The following is a 16,902-nucleotide window of genomic DNA, read 5'->3' as shown; positions in this document are numbered from 1 at the left end:
AAGACTACTTGTTTAAGCTCTGGGAAAAAGAAATAACGCTCGCCGAAAAACTGTTAGAGAGTGTTACCGTGTAGTAATCGACTATTTTATAATTTAATCTACCTTCCTCGCTTGAGGAGGCTTTAATTATATTCATCCATAAATTAACAACAATTCCTACTAGAGCTAATTAGTTAAGAGATATTTAGTTATTTAACCTAATCATTAACTTTTGAATCGTAGGTATATCCGCCGGAGCCCAATCCAAGCTGGGCAGTTCTTCGGGTGTCAGCCATTGTAGGGCCACATGTTCTGTTAGTGTCGGTGTTCCTTCTATTAATTTACATGAATAGGTTGATAGGTGAACGATGCCAAAATCATATTCATGGACGGTTTCATCTATCTGGGAACCGACTTCGATTTCACATAGCAGTTCTTCTTCTATTTCACGTCGAAGTGCTTCTTCGGGTGATTCGCCCTTTTCGATTTTTCCACCTGGGAACTCCCATTTTAGTGCAAGTATATTGTTTGGTCCTCTTTGAACACATAAGATTTTTTCATTTTCAACGAAAACTGCGCCTACTACATATATATGTTTTGACATGCTATCCTCCTATTTTTACCACTCAAATTTATCTGGATACTCTTGATGAAGATGTTCTACAAATGCAATAGAAACAAGTATTACAAAATCATATATTAACTTTTGAGAAATAACCTCCTCATGAATCCCCTGTTTTAATATGTTTTTACTTCGACAATTTTCACTATTAGTAGATAATTTCCATATATGCATCAAAAAATCCTGCTAATACAAGCATTTCACATTAAGCTTGTCATATTCCCACTGAACAAAAAATAATATATACCAAACGAATAGAATTATGGATGAATTAAAGTTCATGTAAGGGGGATTACAATGGCAGATAATAGTTTTGCCGCACCTTGGCATCAGGAAGGAACTAGTATATCAAGGGCTGATGGAGATTCACTGGATCGATTACTTGAATTTAACGAAAAGCATAATAGAAAAAAAACCATGCATAGATTTTTCTTGTATACGTTTATTGGATATGCCTTCTACTCAATTATTAAGTATTTCTTATACACCCCATATGCATTTGGTAATTTTGTAATTTTGGATTTGCTGTTTACTAATAAAAATATAGCTAGGGATTTATTTTTTGGGGCAGTCTTATACTTCACTTCAAAATTTACCTTTGATTTAAAAGAAAAAGCGAAAGATGAGTACCACTCCCTACGAAATGAAATTGTTGATTTATCTAATAAGGAATGGGTGAAAAAATATGATGATAAAACAAATCAAGAAATCTATAAATATGTGAAAAAACATGATATAAAAATAAATCATAAAACGAAATAGATATAAGAAAGGCTGCTTACCCCTACGCTTTAGCCGATTGGGTAGGCAGCCTTTTGTGGACAATACCCACACCTCAATATATCCTCTTCGCTTTTGGAAGTATTTTCCTCACAGGAGAATTGTCCCGGTTGCATCGTTATTCATTGGAAACATGAGTTTCGACCTATGTTTTTCTAAGGACAAGTTCACTTATCAGAATTTTCCAAATGATATAAACTTTATCGTATACTATTAATCTAGTAAGAGGAGGCATTTTCATGAAAAAACTAGTTATATCGTTTGGACTTACCACAACTCTCGCATTTGGGGCCATTGCAACACCTGCAGTATTCGCAAAACCAATCGAAGTGACGCAATCTCAGAAGGAGAAGTTCTTTGATCACAAGGTGATTAATCAACTTAATGTAGATAATATTTATAACAACATTGCACACCTTTCTGAAACACCACGTGTCGCGGGGACTGAAGCAGAACATAATGCTGTTCAATACATAAAAGAACAATTCGAATCCTACGGATATGAAACTGAAATTCAACCGTTTACCTTCTACGGCTATACACCCCCTAGTTCAATCGAACTTTCGGTAAATGGCTATGACGGTACCCTCCTCCCAAGTTCCTTCACATACACAGTAAATGGGGATGTATCAGGGGAACTTGTCTATGCTGGATTAGGGACAGTTGCGGAACTTCAAGACACTGACCTTACTGGAAAAATTGCTCTAATTAAGCGTGGCGAGATCTCGTTTGCAGAGAAAGTGTTAAATGCCGCTGAAAAAGGTGCTTTAGGTGTTATTATTTTCAACAATACTTCAGGGGCTTTAAATGGAACTCTTGGAGAAGCGAATGATAAGTATGTGCCTGCTGTTTCTTTAACGAAAGCAGAAGGTGATACACTTTATGAAGCACTAGTAAGTGGAGAGGTTCTTCATACATCCCTTCAGATTGAAGGTGCAAGAGCTGGTGAGAGCATTTCCCATAATGTAATTGCGACAAAGAAGCCAACTAATAAGAAGAAAGATACAAATGATGTAATTGTTGTTGGGTCGCACCATGATTCCGTGGCAGGTGCACCTGGAGCAAATGACGATGCATCGGGCACAGCTATGACACTTGAGTTAGCCCGTGTATTTAAAGACATACCTACAGATACAGAAATTCGTTTCATAACGTTTGGTGCTGAGGAGCTTGGGCTAATTGGTTCTGCACATTATGTGGCAAACCTATCAGAGGACGAACTCAACCGTATTATTGCAAATTTTAATTTAGATATGGTAGGAAGTCGTGATGCAGGTAATTTAGCAATGGCAACACTTGATGGTAAACCAAATCTAGTAACTGAGCTTGCCCAAGCATCAAGTACTAGACTGAATGGGGAGCCTACTTCAATATATGCTGGTGGTAGAAGTGACCATGTTCCATTTGCAGAAGCTGGAATCGCAGCTGCATTATTTATTCATAGTCCATCAGAGCCTTGGTATCATACACCAGAAGATTCACTAGACAAAATTAGTAAAGAAAAACTCCAAGATGTTGCTGAAATCGTAGGTTCTGCAATCTATGATCAAGCCCGTTTTGACAATATGGGACCAAAGCCTAAAAAAGGACCTAAAGTTAAAGCAGATCCTGAGTTATATCATGAGCAGTTTTTAAAGTAAGAAATATATACTCATTAAACAACAAGCAGGTCCATTTGGTCCTGCTTGTTAGTTAACGATTACTTCTCCAACCATTCCTTCCTTAACATTTTACCGGCATATCAATTCATATGTACCAGGCTTCTCGGTTTTCACGGTAATCGTTTTTTCTTCTCCTGGCTGGAATTCGACATCAATACATAGTTTTTCAACTATGAAGGTATGCTCTTTCTTCTCTTTATTTTTTAAAACGAACGTCGACTTACTTCCACTGGGAATTGTAATGGCTTTTGGATTAAAGTAATCATCGTTCATCTCAACCTCAATCGTATTCTTTAGCTGAGTAACGAGATTCCCCCTTATCGTTAGGTCTTCTTTCCTATTATTTTTATCCTCTTATACACCTGTCATAATAGAACCTTCCCCCTCATACCTTTGGTAGTAAAAAGGAGGGGAAAAAATTGTTAAACAGAGTGTCAGAACGTTTTTCGCGTGTGATTCAGCGGTATTTGCCAGATGCGTTTGTTATTGCTGTGTTGATGACTTTGTTTGTGTTTGTCTTGGCCTTTTTTACGACTCCTGCTGATCCAATGAATTTGTTTACGTCGTATGGGGATGGATTTTGGACTTATCTAGCTTTTACGATGCAGATGGTGCTTTTGCTTATGACCGGGATGGTACTTGCTTCGGTCCCTTTTATTCGGAGAGGCTTAGAGGCAATCTCAGCTAAAGCTAACACTGCAAAAAAAGCCTACCTTTTCACATTCTTAATCACGTCCGCTGCCTATTATATTAACTGGGGATTGGCTGTAATCGTGGGAGCCATCGTCGCTCGGGAGGTTGGAAAACGAAATCAAAATGCCCATTTCCCATTGTTAGTTGCATGCGCTTATGCACCCACCGCGCTATACTCAGCTGGACTTTCGAGTTCTATTGGATTAACGATCGCAACGGAAAACCATTTTCTAGCCGATGTAATGGGGGTCATCCCAACCTCTGAAACAATTTTTCATCCAGGTACCGTCATTATCCTTCTAACACTAGTTATCACCATGTCCATTTTCATTCTATTAATGGCTCCTACAAAGAATATCATTCCATATACCCCAAAAGAAAAGGATCAACAGACTGTTAGAACTGAAGTCACTGATCAAAATACACCCGCCCTTGTCTTAGAAAATACTCCTATACTAGGAATTTTAATTGGATTAGTTGGTGTTATTTATACGGTTTTACAATTTGCAAACGGAACTGATATAAATTTAAATCTTATTAATATTTTGTTTTTATCACTAGGTTTGATTTTTCACCGTTCACTTAGTCAATACGGTAAAGCATTTCAGGAAGCAGCTGGTTCCATTTCACCTATCATTCTCCAATTTCCTTTTTATGCCGGAATCATCGCACTCCTTGGAAGCTCTGGGCTTGCAGATATAATTATTAAAGGTATGACCTCAGTTTCAAGTACTGAGTCATTTGGGGTCTTCACCTATTGGACTGCTGGAGTTGTCAACATGCTAGCACCATCTGGTGGTGGTCAATGGGCACTTCAAGGACCGCTCTCAGTTCCGGCTGGAATGGAGCTAGGAGTAAATCCGGGCGTTATTGCAATGGTAGTCGGATGGGGAGATGCGTGGACAAATCTCATTCAACCATTCTGGGCATTGCCAATCTTAAGTATCGTCGGTCTCCACATTCGCCATATTATGGGGTATTGTATCTTGCTAGCAATTTGGATTGGGATTGTGACTTCGATATTGATTTATTTTGTGTATTAGGTCTGCCGGAGAGGTTTAGTCAGAAAAATTTCATTTATTACAATATCAATATGAACCTAAAAAGACCTTGCGCACGCAAAGGATCGCAAGGTCTTATTCCTTGTATAGATTACTGCTTCTTGTGAACCAGTTCGTATGAAACAAGAATTTTCGGGTGGTTACAGGTACCGTACTTCATTCACTGAAGCTCCCCCTGATTATTAAACTTCATTTCATAAGGAGGTCCGATTTGCTCAAAGTTTTGATTGTCCTTAATTTTTTCCCATAATGCCTCGGAAACCTCTAACTCATCTAGTGATAATGTGTTACGTATTCGTACAATGAGCAGGTCATCCATTTGAACAGTCTGCAAAAATTGAATAGCGACATCTACTAGTTCCCGTTCTGTTTGTAGAGTAATTGGTATTTTCGCAAGAGTTGGAAATACAGATGTAATTGTATTCATATACGTATAATTTAAATCGATATTATCTACTAATTGCTGTGTGGTTAAATCAGCGTATCCAATTCCTATCGCATTTCCATGGGATTCAGGAGTTAGATCAAATACCCCAATATACTTAATATCTGGATGTTTAGGTTCTTCCTGACCACGTACATAAATTCGTCCAATAATGTTCGGATCCATCCCGGTCCCACTGATATTTTTTCCCATTTCATCAACTAATAAGATATCAATTTCATTGGACGGAAGACTTGGCATTAAACTTTTTGCTTTTACTAGAAGTTTTTTTTCAACTTCTATTAGGTCCTCTGCAGGAATTGTTTTAATTATCGTTAGTTCGTCATAAGCATTTTCAACTAAGGCTAAGCCGAATGCAATGGGCATTTTTTCGATAATCAGTTTTCCCATTTCAGGAATTAGATTCTTAAGTCCATAGATTCCATGACTATGAATGACCTCCGCACCCTTTTGCTTACCCAGACCAACTGTCAACATTTTGATAACTCCACTCTCAATATCACTTTTAAAATTGGTATGTGGTTTCACCCGATTGATTACAATAATAGCGTCTGCTTCTGATGCATTCCGGTCAAAATACACAGGAATATGATCTCCAACGGTGCCAATTTGAACTACTTCCATCGAAGAATAGATAGGAGCACCTATATTTTCAGGCGATAACCCATAGTCGAGAAGAATTTTTTTCTGACCTTCAGATGTTGCCCCACCATGACTTCCCATTGCCGGTACAAGAAAAGGCTCCCCGCCTAATTCCTTAATATGATTTACAACGGTTTTCACAACATCTTTTAGATTTGCTATACCGCGACTTCCAACAGCAATGGCAATTTTTGCACCAGGATGAATTTTTGCTTTTATATGTTCTTGGCTTAATTCACGAGTTATTTCATCTACTATATTCTCAATTTTATTGTTATTAAATGTTTGTCTTATTTTTACCATTTTAGGATAAGAGTTCATTTTATCAGTCCTTTTTCTACAAGAAGTTCAAACCCTATTATTTAAAATAATTCTCCAACAAACCAAAGCGATGTAAACAGAATAAAACATATGACAAGAATTACTTTGATTATCCAGTGCATCCTATACTGCTCTGGTACCTGTCTATTTAGATAAAGTAATGCAACACCATATAATGGGAACATTAAACTAAGTGCTGCAGTTCCTATCGTAATTAGAAACGTAGGTGCACTAATGAACATATAAAAAATGATCCATGCAAATATGACTGCCACAACGGAAACAGTATATAATTTGTTAAAACTAGTTGTAGTCGTTTCCTTTTTAGTAAATTCATTTCTAAGATCAATTACCATTCTTGCAGTACCATCGGCAATTCCTAGTGCAGTTGTAGCTAACCCAGCTAGAGCCCCAATCATAAATACAACAAAATACCCTGGCCCTAGTACATCTGTAAAGACGACGGAAATTTTTTCTACTACATTCACTCCATCTGGTACTTCACCAGCGGCTCCAAGTACTACAGTTCCTGTGATAAAGAAGGCTAATGTAACAATAAACGTGACTGTTGTACCTATCCATGTATCCAATTTAAGAACACTAAACCAAAACTTAATACGTTCGTGCTTCTTTGCTTCATTGCTATCTTCAATGTGAGCATTGTTTACATAGCCCTTACTTAAAATCCATGTTGAGTAGTAAATTAACTCGATACCAGCACCTACACTACCTAAGACTGCTAAAGAAATAAGTACAGATCCCTCAGGAAGACTAAAAGTCATTCCTTTAAACAGGTCTACAATCGAATAAGAGAATTGTTCACTTTGAGGAATGGCGATGAATGCTATGTAAACCATGAATAATGTCAAACCAATAACAATCAGCATCATGATTTTCTCTACTACTGCGTAAACATTTAATTTTGGAAGAAATATTCCACTCAAGAGTATTGGGAGATAACAGATATTAGCAATTACTCCCCATGTTGATGCCGAAATGGCTGGAAATAAAACATGTAAAGTTCCACCCACTGCACCACCGATACCCGCAATAATTACCAAAACAACTAGCGCTAATAAAATTAGAAATACCCATAAGAACCATGACTTCCCTTTTATTTTTGGCCCAGGAATATCCGCAAATCCTTCAGTTATCGTTTTCTTTGTCATCAACGTATATCTACCGATTTCCTGCTGAATAAACCCTTTAAGGAAAATACCCCAAACAAGAACCCATAAAACCGCAAAGCCAGCTATCGCACCTAGACGTGTAGCATTAATAATCTCTCCACTTCCAACAGCTGCAGAAGCGACGATAAGCCCAGGACCTACCCACTTTAACTTAGAAACTAAACCTTTCTGCTGAACATTAGTCTGAGCACTTGTTCCTGAATTAAGTGGAAGATTATTATTCTCGAAATTACTCATTGATTTCCCCTCTTTTTTCTAAAGTTTGTTATTATTAAACTCTTAATTTTTAATATGTATTTTCGATGCTATCGTTCAATATTATTAATACCCCCTCCTCATTCTCCCGGATCCAACAAATCCTACTTATAAATACCTTTACTAGAATAAAGTATTTAATATTCATCATATCAGCGTCTATCAATATCTGTAAAGTTCAATTATTGAAAATATTACTTTTATTATATATTTTTCGAATTATAGATTTAAAAAAGAGGCGCACTCATTTTACAAAGAGATGCGCCTGTTTTATATCTAATTCCCCAACTGTTGTCATCCAACAATTCTGGGCATTACCAATCTTAAGTATCGTCGGTCTCCACATTCGCCATATTATGGGGTATTGTATCTTGCTAGCAATTTGGATTGGGATTGTGACTTCAATTTTGATTTATTTTGTGTATTAAAAAGGGCTTGTTATCCCCAGCTTCTTTTGTTTTTCAAGGTATTTAAAGCACTTTACTAATAATGAAATGGCCTTGTGAAATGTAGTTGCAAGGTCATTTTGTATTTTATTTTTGTAAAGGAAGGATTAATATACAAACCTCCTAATCAATCTGTTATCCAAATGAAACAAATTTTTTTATTATCCGTCTAATAGGTAAAGACCTAAGGGGGAGTATGGATGAGGAGAGGCAATCTTTTCTTAAAATCACTCGTATTGCTTCTATTATTATTAACTGGGTGTAGTAACCAAAGTTCAGAAAGCAAAGCAGATCGCCCCACTATGGATGGGCCGCGTACAGAAATGAATCAAGGCGTAAGCGAAAAAGAAATAATGGATAATCAAACAGCTACAGATCATAAAAATAATGGAAGCGATAGCATTGAAAATGACCGCATGTTTATTTACAATGCAAATCTGTCCATACAAGTAAAAGAATTTCGTTCAGTGGAAGCGGAAATTCAACAAAAGGCAATTGATCTTGGTGGATATGTCGTGGAATCATCGACATACGATAATGGAACTGAATCGATTAATGGCACCATTATTATTAAAATACCACAGTCACATTTCCAACCCTATATAAATGATATAGATAAAAACAGTATAAAAGTAGTAGAGAAAAGTATATCGGGTAACGATGTAACAGAGGAATTTGTGGACCTTGAATCACGATTAAAGGCAAAAGAGGCAGTGGAAAAAAGGCTGCTAACTTTAATGGATCAAGCTGAGAAAACAGAGGACCTTTTAAAAATATCAAATGATCTTGCAAAGGTCCAAGAAGAGAAAGAACAGATTTTAGGAAGAATGAACTTTTTAAAAAATAATGTTGATTATTCAACTGTTACGATTCATCTAGAAGAGCAATTAGTTAAAATTGATTCTATCAAGGACAACAGTTCCTTAAATACGTGGCAAAAAGCAAAAAGTCTATTTGTCGATACGATTAATGGGATCATTTCCTTTTTATCGGGTGTTGTAGTATTCGTTGTTGGATTATCACCAATCATTATTCCAATCGCTATTATTTTAATTGTATGGTTCATCCTTAGAAAAAAGAAAAGACAAGAATAGGTCCACACTATATGTACAGAGACAATATGAAGAAAAACGAAACGGGGACAGCATCTTTTTTAAGGTGCCCCCTTTGGATTGAACAAATAGTAACAGAAGTTGTGAACTAGTCTTTTTCGAGTTGCTTATCTAAAACCATTAGATGATTGAATCATTATCCCTTTACTCATTTATTTAGTAGGAGAAGTAAAAAAACCTAGTATCACTAAGATACTAGGGGTCATCTCAAACTATAATATTATTTTTGTGCAACAAGACGGCTGAAAATCTGATCATCATTTCGTATTTCTGGTGACGGGAATGCCTTTTTACTATGTCCTAAACCTAGTTCAAGAAAGACTTCACAGTACTTATACATGACTAGTCCGGGGTTTAGTACAGGTACCGGAAGACGCTCTTTTAAGTATTCATAAGATTGATGCATAGTTGTCGAGCCAAGAACGATGACATCTGCACCATCTTCGTTAATCGCTTTTATGGATTCTCGCTCAAGCTTTTCGAAGATTATTTCTTCTTTTCCCGCCAATAATTCGGAAAGGTCTGGCCTTGTATTAATGGAACGCATTGAGGCAAGTTTATGCTGTAATCCATATTCTGTTAACGTTTTTTTGTAAAGATGGAACCATTCGTCCCACATTGTGATCACAGAAAATTTGTGACCAAGCATACAGGCTACGTGAAAAGCTATTTGTCCCGGACCAAACACAGGGATATCTAACCTTGAACGCAATGCATATAAACCCGAATCACTAACAGTATCTATGCAAACCGCATCAAATCCCTCTTCTTGTGCTTTAAGACCCGCTTCAAAAACGAACATATCCATGAGCATTGTGTCATAATAGCTGTCCCCAAGTGCTGCACCATTTTTAACAGATACGAACTCCACATCATACCCAGGTCTAATTAGTTCATCTGGCAACTGTTCTCTACGGTTTTTCACACCATTCTCATCGACAGGGATAGGTACAATAATCTTAATTTTTTTCGTCATCAGTAGTACCTTTTATTAACCTAATACGTTTTGGCCATCACTCATATACACATAAACTTCTTTAAACTTACCGTTCTCATCTAAATAGAAGAAATTACAGTTTGTTAAAAAAATTTCCGGTCCTCCAGCTGTTGGAATTAATTCAACATTAAATTGGGAAGATACACAATTATTTTCAACATCCACTACATGGCGGAAATCTTTATGGATCATTTTTGGTTCATAGTTCTTAAATAAATCGATATACATTTGGCGGATTTCTGTATCTCTTCCTTTATGAACAGAATGTGCTGATTGAATCGTAAAGACAGCATCCTCACGGAAGTTTTCTAATATCGCTTCGAGATTTCTTGCATCTACGTTTCCAAAATAGCTTTCTTCCACCGCTTTTACATAAAACTCTTTCCCTCTAACTTCTGTCTGATTACTCATGTTACTTTTCCTCCCTTATTTTTAAATAATATTTTGTTGATTTGTAGAGGTTAAAGATCATCTACAAATCATATTGAAAACAAGTCTTATAAAGACCTGCAAACAACCTAAAAGAGGACTGCGACAAGAAGAAGAAACACTTGAATAACAGAATTGTGAATGTTATTTCGAATACTAGAACATTTTCTTTTTTTGTTTAAAATAAAGCTCGTATAGTAGACTTCTATTTCAGCTTAAATGTACCACTTTGTATACAAAAGCAACCTATTCCCTATCCATGTTATAGAAAAACATAAATGAAATAGTTTAATTGTTTTTCTTATTAAATCACTTTCTTTTCTTTTAGTTCCCTGATATATTCATCACTGTAACCAAGCATTCCACCATAAATCTCTTCATTATGTTTTCCCATTTTTTCTGGGCCAGCATGTTTTATTTGACCTGGTGTTCGACTTAGCTTCGGAACGATTCCTGGCATTGGAAACTCTCCTAGTTCTGGATGATCAACCTTCACTATCATATCTCGCGCTTCATATTGAGGATCTTCAAGTATATCTTTGGCTGAATAGATTGGACCTGATGGCACACCCTTCTCTCCTAATACCTCTAGTAACTCTCTGGAATGAAGTGTTTTTGTCCATTCCTCAATGAGGTTATCTAATTCTGTCATGTTGTCACTTCTAGCATGATGATTCGAATATTTCGGGTTGTCAAACAACTCTGGTTGCCCCATAGCCTCACAGAGACGTTTAAAAACACCATCAGAATTGGCACCAATTACGATATACGTTCCATCCATAGATATATAGATATTCGATGGTGCAACACCTGGCAGGATGTTCCCCATTCTTTCACGAACATAACCCGCTAATAAATAATCTGGGATAATGCTTTCCATAACCGAGAAAACAGATTCATAGATTGCAGTATCTACAACTTGACCTTTACCAGAGTTTACTCTTTCATGAAGTGCAGTTAAACAACCAATCGTGGCAAACAATGCAGCTAGTGTATCACCAATTGATATTCCAATTCGTGATGGTGCACGATCAGGGAATCCCGTCACATATCGAAGTCCACCCATCGCTTCTCCTACACTACCAAATCCGGCACGACTTTTGTACGGACCTGTTTGTCCATATCCAGATGTTCTCATCATAATAATTCCTGGATTGATTTCTGATAGAGTTTCATAGGATAAACTCCATTTTTCCATCGTGCCAGGTCTAAAGTTTTCAATGATGATGTCTGCATCCTTCACAAGATCTTTAAATACTTTTTGACCTTCTTCTATACGTAGATTTAATGTGATCGATTTCTTATTTCTAGATTGAATTGGCCACCAAAGACCATGGTCATCTTTTTGTTTACCCCATTGACGCATTGGATCCGCTTTATCAGGTGGCTCAATTTTTATTACTTCCGCACCAAAGTCTGCAAGGAGGCGACCAGAAAAAGGACCAGCCAAAAGTGTTCCAAGTTCTAAAACGCGTACTCCATCTAAAGGTAATTTTTCATCTTCTTTTGACATATGATTCCCTCCTGAAGTTATGTAAATTGTAGTTGTATTCAGAGTTAATATATTTTTTCGTATACAACAACACCTATTTCACGGTAGTAACCTAGCTCTTTATTTGATCTTTTCAGTTGATTGTATACAATTAAAGATTTGTGTAAAAATACAGGCAGCTTTACTAAAAAACCACAAAGGATGCCTGTAATGTTCTATCCCTTAAAGGATTGAATTCACGACTTTATCACGATTCCCAAAACTAAAGGCCTCTAGCTGTCCTCTTTCTTGTCTTATTTTCGCACGAGCTTCCTCTGTTCCAACGTAATCAACATTAAATTCATCCGTTAAAAAGACACCATATGAATTTAATGCTTTTTCTTTTGAAACCAAACCACGTCTAACTTCTAATTGTACTTTTTCAACATCGCGTTCGAGTGGATCTCCCCAACCACCACTACCGCCAGTGATAAAAAGAATTTGGTCGCCTTTTTCCACCACAACATTATCAACCTTGGAAGCTATAGGAATTTTTACACCATTTTTCTTAATTAACATTTTTGAAGAGGATGATCCTGGTTCCCCACCATTAATTCCCCAAGGTTGTAGTTTTGAACGATCGTCATGAATTGAGACTGTTCCATCAGCAAGACAAGTGTATAATTTTTCGTTACAGTTCCCGCCGCGATGTAATCCAGCACCACCTGAATCCGTCCCAGTTTTATAAGAATTCACCATTAAAGGATAATAGGTTTCTAAGTATTCTGTCGGTATATTAACGAATGCTGGCCACCATGAATGACCATCTAATCCGTCTCCAATTGGTCGTCCTGGAAGTCCTCCATACATCACTTCCATTAGATTGAAATAACGTCCCTCTTCATCATAGCCAGAGTAGATGAAATATGGACTTGTTCCATATCCAGCTGCTGGACTGTTTTCTGGTGTATTCAGGGAAAGCGCACCACTTAATACATCAAACAAGCGGCTAAGTGCATGTGTTCGACAGCCTAATGCGGCAGGTGACTTTGGTCTCATTAAGCAGCCTTCAGGTGTTTCAATATGAAGAACATCATAAAAACCATCATTAAAATTAATTGCTGGGTCAAATACCGAGATTAAAAAGGATCCAATAAACATCTTAAACATCGGCTCACTTAGGTAATAATTGATTGGACCAGGTGATTGTTTATCTGTTCCAGTCCAGTCAAAATAGGCATTGTCACCTTCGCGCCAAATCGTTAGCTTCATTTTAAACGGACCATTTCCTAATCCATCATCGTCAATATAATCTTCAAATGAAACTTTTTCAGTAGGAAGGAAGTTTTGAATAAGCTGGCGCATCATTTTGTTGGTACGTGCTAATAAGGCATCTAGTGCAGATAAATAATCTTCTACCCCAAATCGATCACAAAGTTCCTTCACACGTTTTTCAGCTGTGCGACACGAAGCCACAATCGCCATTAAATCACTATAGTTCTCCATTGGCGTTCTAGTATTTGCTTTTACAATTTTAATAATTGCATCATTTAATACACCTTTATCAAAGAGCTTAACAGGCGGGAAGCGTACTCCCTCTCCAAAAATTGTAGTTGCTGTAACTGGCATACTTGACGGAACAGGTCCACCGACATCCATCACGTGTCCAAACATCGATGAATACCCTAATAACTCACCTTTGTTAAAGATAGGTAAAATAATCATCCAGTCATTTACATGGGATATAGAGCCACCACAGCTATATGGGTCACTTACAAAAATAACATCTCCTTCAAAAATCCCTTCTGGAAACTGGTTAACGACTTCAGGAACGTGAGATCCAAAGTTCCCAACCACCATTCTACCTTCCGGGTCAGTAATCATCGGAAAACAATCGTGTTGTTCACGGATAACAGGAGACATTGCGGAGCGGAATAACGTTACGTCCATCTCCTCTTTGATATTCTTAAGAGCATTTTCAATAATATCAACTGTAATTGAATCAACCGCCATAAACTTATACCTCCTCTTTAATTAAAAGATTCATATGTTCATCGACTTCAGCGATATTTCCAGGTAAAACTAAGGTTGTGCTGTCCTTTTGTGTAACGATTGCCGGACCAACAATTTTATTATTTCGTTTTAATAGATTACGGTCGTAAATTGGCGTTTTCACAAACTGACCATCAAAATATGCCTGATGGTTCGGATCTATAATTGCATGGGTAGCGTCTTCATTCCCCACTTCATTAATAGGTAGCTCAGGTGAATTTACTTTACCAATGGCAACCGCACGAATATTTACAATTTCGACTTCTGCTTCCATCTTAAAACCGTATGCTTGCTCATGAATTTGGTCAAATCGATTTTTAATAGAAACTAATCCATTCTCAATAATGTCACTAAGCTGTATCACGATAGGAATTTCATGTCCTTGACGATAATAACGAACATCGACCTCGTATTTAATAGTACGATCTGATTCTGCAACATTTTCTTGTCCTAGCCAGTCATTACATTCATCTCCAAGAGTAGTAATCTCGGAAACTAGTGTTTGCGAATCTAACTGGCTCAAAGTATGAATGAATGTTTTTGAGTACTCATTACGAATCACAGATTGTAAAAACCCTAATGCCGAAAGCACTCCGGGTGTTGGAGGTACGATAATCGGGAAACTTCCGGACAATTTACCGATTGCATTTGCATGTAATGGACCAGCACCGCCCAATGCTAATAGCGAAAACGCTCTTGGATCATAGCCCTTTTCTACAGACACAACACGAGTGGCACCGTACATATTTTCATTTACAATATCGTAGATTCCTTTTGCAGCTTTATATATATCTACATCAAGTTTTTCAGCTATTTTTCTAACTGCAGCCTTTGCATTATCAACACTTAATTTCATTTCTCCGCCTACTAGACTCGGTGGTAAATATCCCAAGACCACATTTGCATCCGTAACTGTTGGTTCTTCTCCACCACGATCATAACAAGCTGGTCCTGGTTCAGAACCCGCACTTTGTGGGCCGACACGTAGGGCTCCTGTTAATGGAACATGTGCGATTGAACCGCCTCCCGCTCCAATACTTACTACCTCTAGAGACGGAGCTTTCACTGGGAATACACCGACTTTTGTTTCTCTCGAGACTCTTGGATTTCCGTCATAAGTTAATGACACATCTGTTGAAGTTCCTCCCATATCAAAGGAAATAACATTTCTGTAACCCGTTTGCACCCCAATCATTGCCGATGCAGTAACTCCACCAGAAGGTCCAGAAAGCATTGTATGTACTGGTCTTGATGATGCTGCAGGAACGCTCATTAATCCCCCATCGGAACGAACAATGCTTACACGGCTATTAATTTCTTCTGCTTGAATTTTTGTTAAAATATTATTTAGATAACGCTGCATTGGAGGACGAACGTAAGAATTCATTACTGTTGTTAATGTTCTTTCGTATTCTCTAAACTCAGGTAAAATATCATGTGAAATTGTAACAGGTATATCAGGATTAATTGATTCAGCGATTTCTTTTATTTGAAGTTCATGTAGTGGATTGGCATATGAGTTTAATAGACTAATTGTTAAACTTTCTACACCTTGTTTGTAGAGGTCTGAGATTTTATTGTGTATATCTTCTCTATCTAGTTCAGTATAGACATCACCAGTTGCGGTCATTCTTTCTTTTGCCCCGCGTGTATAGATTAAATCTGCAAGTGGATCCGGCTTAAGAAAACCCATCCAGGCACTAATTGGAGCAGGTGTCCAAGAGCGAGCCACATGTAAAATTTGTTCAAAACCCTCGGTGGTGATTAAACCAACCTTAGAGCCCTTTCCTTCCAACACAGCGTTCGTTGCAACTGTTGTTCCGTGGATAATAGAACGAATTTCGGAAATATCAACATTACTTTCCTCACATATTTTTTTAATCCCATTTATTAGACCGATTGATTGATCTTGAGTTGTCGAAGGCGTCTTTGTACCGAAAATCTCACCAGTTTCCTCATTTTGCAGGACAATATCTGTAAATGTTCCTCCTACATCGACTGCGACTCTATACATGGCTTATATCCCCTCTCACATTTAATAAATAATTTTTAACAGATTCAACGCTGACAACGTCCCCGTATTTCGTTTGGATATCGTATAGATTAGCTTCATGTGCATTTTGGGATCGGTCGCCTACACACTCCTCCGGGATTACTACACGATAACCATGTTGAAGAGCATCCACTGCAGTTGCTCGTACGCATCCAGAAGTCGTACAACCAGTTATTATAGTAGTATCTATATTTTCATAGGCTAATATTGAGGCTAAATTTGTACCAAAAAATGAACTTGCAAACTTCTTTACAATGAGTGCTTCTTTGTCTTCCCTCCTTTCAAGTCTTTCGTCAATCTCAGCCCACACACTGCCTTGCGTTAAAACCTTTAAAGCTGGGACCTTTTCAATAAAATAAGCACCATCTTTATAATGTGGTTCATAGCAAACAGTGGTAAAGATAATTGGAATTTCATTTTGTCTAGCAATATCCAGAAGCTCTTTTGTAGCCTTAACTTCGTCATCTAAGTTAGATCCAAGGGCACATTCTACATTTGTAAACCCTTTCATAAAATCGACCACGATAATTGCAGGTTTCTTTCCCATACCTGATTGTTTTCCGAAACCCTTAAATTGCTCTTTTCCCATGTTATCCTCCTTTCAATTTCTACAACTATAAATATATTATCACCATTGTATACAAAGAATCAACAGAATTTTCTAATAATACAAAAAATAGTTTTTAAAGCTGG

The 16,902-nt window shown here is 37.3% G+C and carries 14 protein-coding genes and 1 pseudogene; 5 read left to right on the top strand and 10 right to left on the bottom strand.

Going from position 1 to position 16,902, the window contains the following annotated elements; all coding sequences use genetic code 11:
* Positions 1–184 precede the first annotated feature (184 nt).
* Positions 185–583: a (deoxy)nucleoside triphosphate pyrophosphohydrolase gene (locus V7097_RS22035; protein ID WP_335705786.1), complete on the bottom strand. Its 399-nt coding sequence runs from the start codon at positions 581–583 to the stop codon at positions 185–187.
* A 315-nt stretch (positions 584–898) separates the two neighbouring features.
* Here V7097_RS22035 and V7097_RS22030 point away from each other — a divergent pair, with 315 nt between their 5' ends.
* Both V7097_RS22030 and V7097_RS22025 read left to right on the top strand, forming a co-directional pair.
* Complete coding sequence (locus V7097_RS22030) at positions 899–1,363, top strand: DUF2663 family protein (protein WP_335705785.1); 465 nt, start codon at positions 899–901, stop codon at positions 1,361–1,363.
* A 257-nt stretch (positions 1,364–1,620) separates the two neighbouring features.
* Positions 1,621–3,021 (top strand): M28 family peptidase, encoded by a 1,401-nt coding sequence (locus tag V7097_RS22025; protein ID WP_335705784.1) that lies wholly within the window; start codon positions 1,621–1,623, stop codon positions 3,019–3,021.
* 90 nt (positions 3,022–3,111) lie between these two features.
* Here V7097_RS22025 and V7097_RS22020 read toward each other — a convergent pair.
* Positions 3,112–3,339, bottom strand: a pseudogene (locus V7097_RS22020) (cupredoxin domain-containing protein); the annotation flags it as partial.
* Between the two features lie 122 nt (positions 3,340–3,461).
* Here V7097_RS22020 and V7097_RS22015 point away from each other — a divergent pair.
* Positions 3,462–4,778: a short-chain fatty acid transporter gene (locus V7097_RS22015; protein ID WP_335705783.1), complete on the top strand. Its 1,317-nt coding sequence runs from the start codon at positions 3,462–3,464 to the stop codon at positions 4,776–4,778.
* 178 nt (positions 4,779–4,956) lie between these two features.
* Here the strand turns inward: V7097_RS22015 and V7097_RS22010 are convergent, their stop codons facing one another.
* Together V7097_RS22010 and V7097_RS22005 are read right to left on the bottom strand one after the other, a co-directional pair.
* On the bottom strand, positions 4,957–6,204 hold the full coding sequence (locus V7097_RS22010) for a lactate racemase domain-containing protein (RefSeq protein ID WP_335705782.1): 1,248 nt from the start codon (positions 6,202–6,204) through the stop codon (positions 4,957–4,959).
* Between the two features lie 41 nt (positions 6,205–6,245).
* Positions 6,246–7,631 carry an Nramp family divalent metal transporter gene (locus V7097_RS22005; RefSeq protein ID WP_335705781.1) on the bottom strand — a complete coding sequence of 462 codons (1,386 nt, stop codon included), beginning with the start codon at positions 7,629–7,631 and terminating at the stop codon, positions 6,246–6,248.
* Positions 7,632–7,696: 65 nt separating this feature from the next.
* On the opposite strand from V7097_RS22005, the gene V7097_RS22000 reads away from it, so the two are divergent.
* Both V7097_RS22000 and V7097_RS21995 read left to right on the top strand, forming a co-directional pair.
* Complete coding sequence (locus V7097_RS22000; RefSeq protein ID WP_335705780.1) at positions 7,697–8,077, top strand: TIGR00366 family protein; 381 nt, start codon at positions 7,697–7,699, stop codon at positions 8,075–8,077.
* Between the two features lie 218 nt (positions 8,078–8,295).
* Positions 8,296–9,189, top strand: coding sequence for a DUF4349 domain-containing protein (locus tag V7097_RS21995; RefSeq protein WP_335705779.1), 894 nt, complete (start codon positions 8,296–8,298; stop codon positions 9,187–9,189).
* 238 nt (positions 9,190–9,427) lie between these two features.
* On the opposite strand, the gene V7097_RS21990 is transcribed toward V7097_RS21995, so the two are convergent.
* The 6 genes from V7097_RS21990 to V7097_RS21965 all read right to left on the bottom strand — a co-directional run bounded on the left by V7097_RS21990 (position 9,428) and on the right by V7097_RS21965 (position 16,798).
* Positions 9,428–10,183, bottom strand: a complete 756-nt coding sequence (locus V7097_RS21990) for an aspartate/glutamate racemase family protein (protein WP_335705778.1) — start codon at positions 10,181–10,183, stop codon at positions 9,428–9,430.
* Positions 10,184–10,198: 15 nt separating this feature from the next.
* The gene (locus tag V7097_RS21985) at positions 10,199–10,615 is read right to left on the bottom strand and encodes a nuclear transport factor 2 family protein (protein ID WP_335705777.1); all 417 of its coding nucleotides are present in this window, start codon (positions 10,613–10,615) and stop codon (positions 10,199–10,201) included.
* A gap of 322 nt (positions 10,616–10,937) precedes the next feature.
* Positions 10,938–12,146 carry a CaiB/BaiF CoA transferase family protein gene (locus V7097_RS21980; protein ID WP_335705776.1) on the bottom strand — a complete coding sequence of 403 codons (1,209 nt, stop codon included), beginning with the start codon at positions 12,144–12,146 and terminating at the stop codon, positions 10,938–10,940.
* Between the two features lie 201 nt (positions 12,147–12,347).
* The gene (locus V7097_RS21975) at positions 12,348–14,117 is read right to left on the bottom strand and encodes a hydantoinase B/oxoprolinase family protein (protein ID WP_335705775.1); all 1,770 of its coding nucleotides are present in this window, start codon (positions 14,115–14,117) and stop codon (positions 12,348–12,350) included.
* A gap of 4 nt (positions 14,118–14,121) precedes the next feature.
* A complete protein-coding gene (locus V7097_RS21970) occupies positions 14,122–16,170 on the bottom strand; it encodes a hydantoinase/oxoprolinase family protein (protein WP_335705774.1) in 2,049 nt (682 codons plus the stop codon).
* Positions 16,163–16,798 carry an isochorismatase family protein gene (locus V7097_RS21965; protein ID WP_335705773.1) on the bottom strand — a complete coding sequence of 212 codons (636 nt, stop codon included), beginning with the start codon at positions 16,796–16,798 and terminating at the stop codon, positions 16,163–16,165. The genes V7097_RS21970 and V7097_RS21965 overlap by 8 nt, the downstream gene beginning before the upstream one ends.
* Positions 16,799–16,902 lie beyond the last annotated feature (104 nt).

The sequence above is a fragment of the Bacillus sp. JJ1562 genome, assembly GCF_036962705.1.
Classification (GTDB): domain Bacteria; phylum Bacillota; class Bacilli; order Bacillales; family Bacillaceae_L; genus Ferdinandcohnia.
Note: the sequence above shows the minus strand (reverse complement) of the source record. Positions and strands in the feature narration are given on the sequence as shown.

What these genes read in the sequence shown, in the direction of transcription:
- V7097_RS22035 (WP_335705786.1), bottom strand. Translation starts at nt 583, where the DNA reads ATGTCAAAACATATATATGTAGTAGGCGCAGTTTTCGTTGAAAATGAA.
- V7097_RS22030 (WP_335705785.1), top strand. Translation starts at nt 899, where the DNA reads ATGGCAGATAATAGTTTTGCCGCACCTTGGCATCAGGAAGGAACTAGT.
- V7097_RS22025 (WP_335705784.1), top strand. Translation starts at nt 1,621, where the DNA reads ATGAAAAAACTAGTTATATCGTTTGGACTTACCACAACTCTCGCATTT.
- V7097_RS22010 (WP_335705782.1), bottom strand. Translation starts at nt 6,204, where the DNA reads ATGAACTCTTATCCTAAAATGGTAAAAATAAGACAAACATTTAATAAC.
- V7097_RS22005 (WP_335705781.1), bottom strand. Translation starts at nt 7,631, where the DNA reads ATGAGTAATTTCGAGAATAATAATCTTCCACTTAATTCAGGAACAAGT.
- V7097_RS22000 (WP_335705780.1), top strand. Translation starts at nt 7,697, where the DNA reads ATGCTATCGTTCAATATTATTAATACCCCCTCCTCATTCTCCCGGATC.
- V7097_RS21995 (WP_335705779.1), top strand. Translation starts at nt 8,296, where the DNA reads ATGAGGAGAGGCAATCTTTTCTTAAAATCACTCGTATTGCTTCTATTA.
- V7097_RS21990 (WP_335705778.1), bottom strand. Translation starts at nt 10,183, where the DNA reads ATGACGAAAAAAATTAAGATTATTGTACCTATCCCTGTCGATGAGAAT.
- V7097_RS21985 (WP_335705777.1), bottom strand. Translation starts at nt 10,615, where the DNA reads ATGAGTAATCAGACAGAAGTTAGAGGGAAAGAGTTTTATGTAAAAGCG.
- V7097_RS21980 (WP_335705776.1), bottom strand. Translation starts at nt 12,146, where the DNA reads ATGTCAAAAGAAGATGAAAAATTACCTTTAGATGGAGTACGCGTTTTA.
- V7097_RS21975 (WP_335705775.1), bottom strand. Translation starts at nt 14,117, where the DNA reads ATGGCGGTTGATTCAATTACAGTTGATATTATTGAAAATGCTCTTAAG.
- V7097_RS21970 (WP_335705774.1), bottom strand. Translation starts at nt 16,170, where the DNA reads ATGTATAGAGTCGCAGTCGATGTAGGAGGAACATTTACAGATATTGTC.
- V7097_RS21965 (WP_335705773.1), bottom strand. Translation starts at nt 16,798, where the DNA reads ATGGGAAAAGAGCAATTTAAGGGTTTCGGAAAACAATCAGGTATGGGA.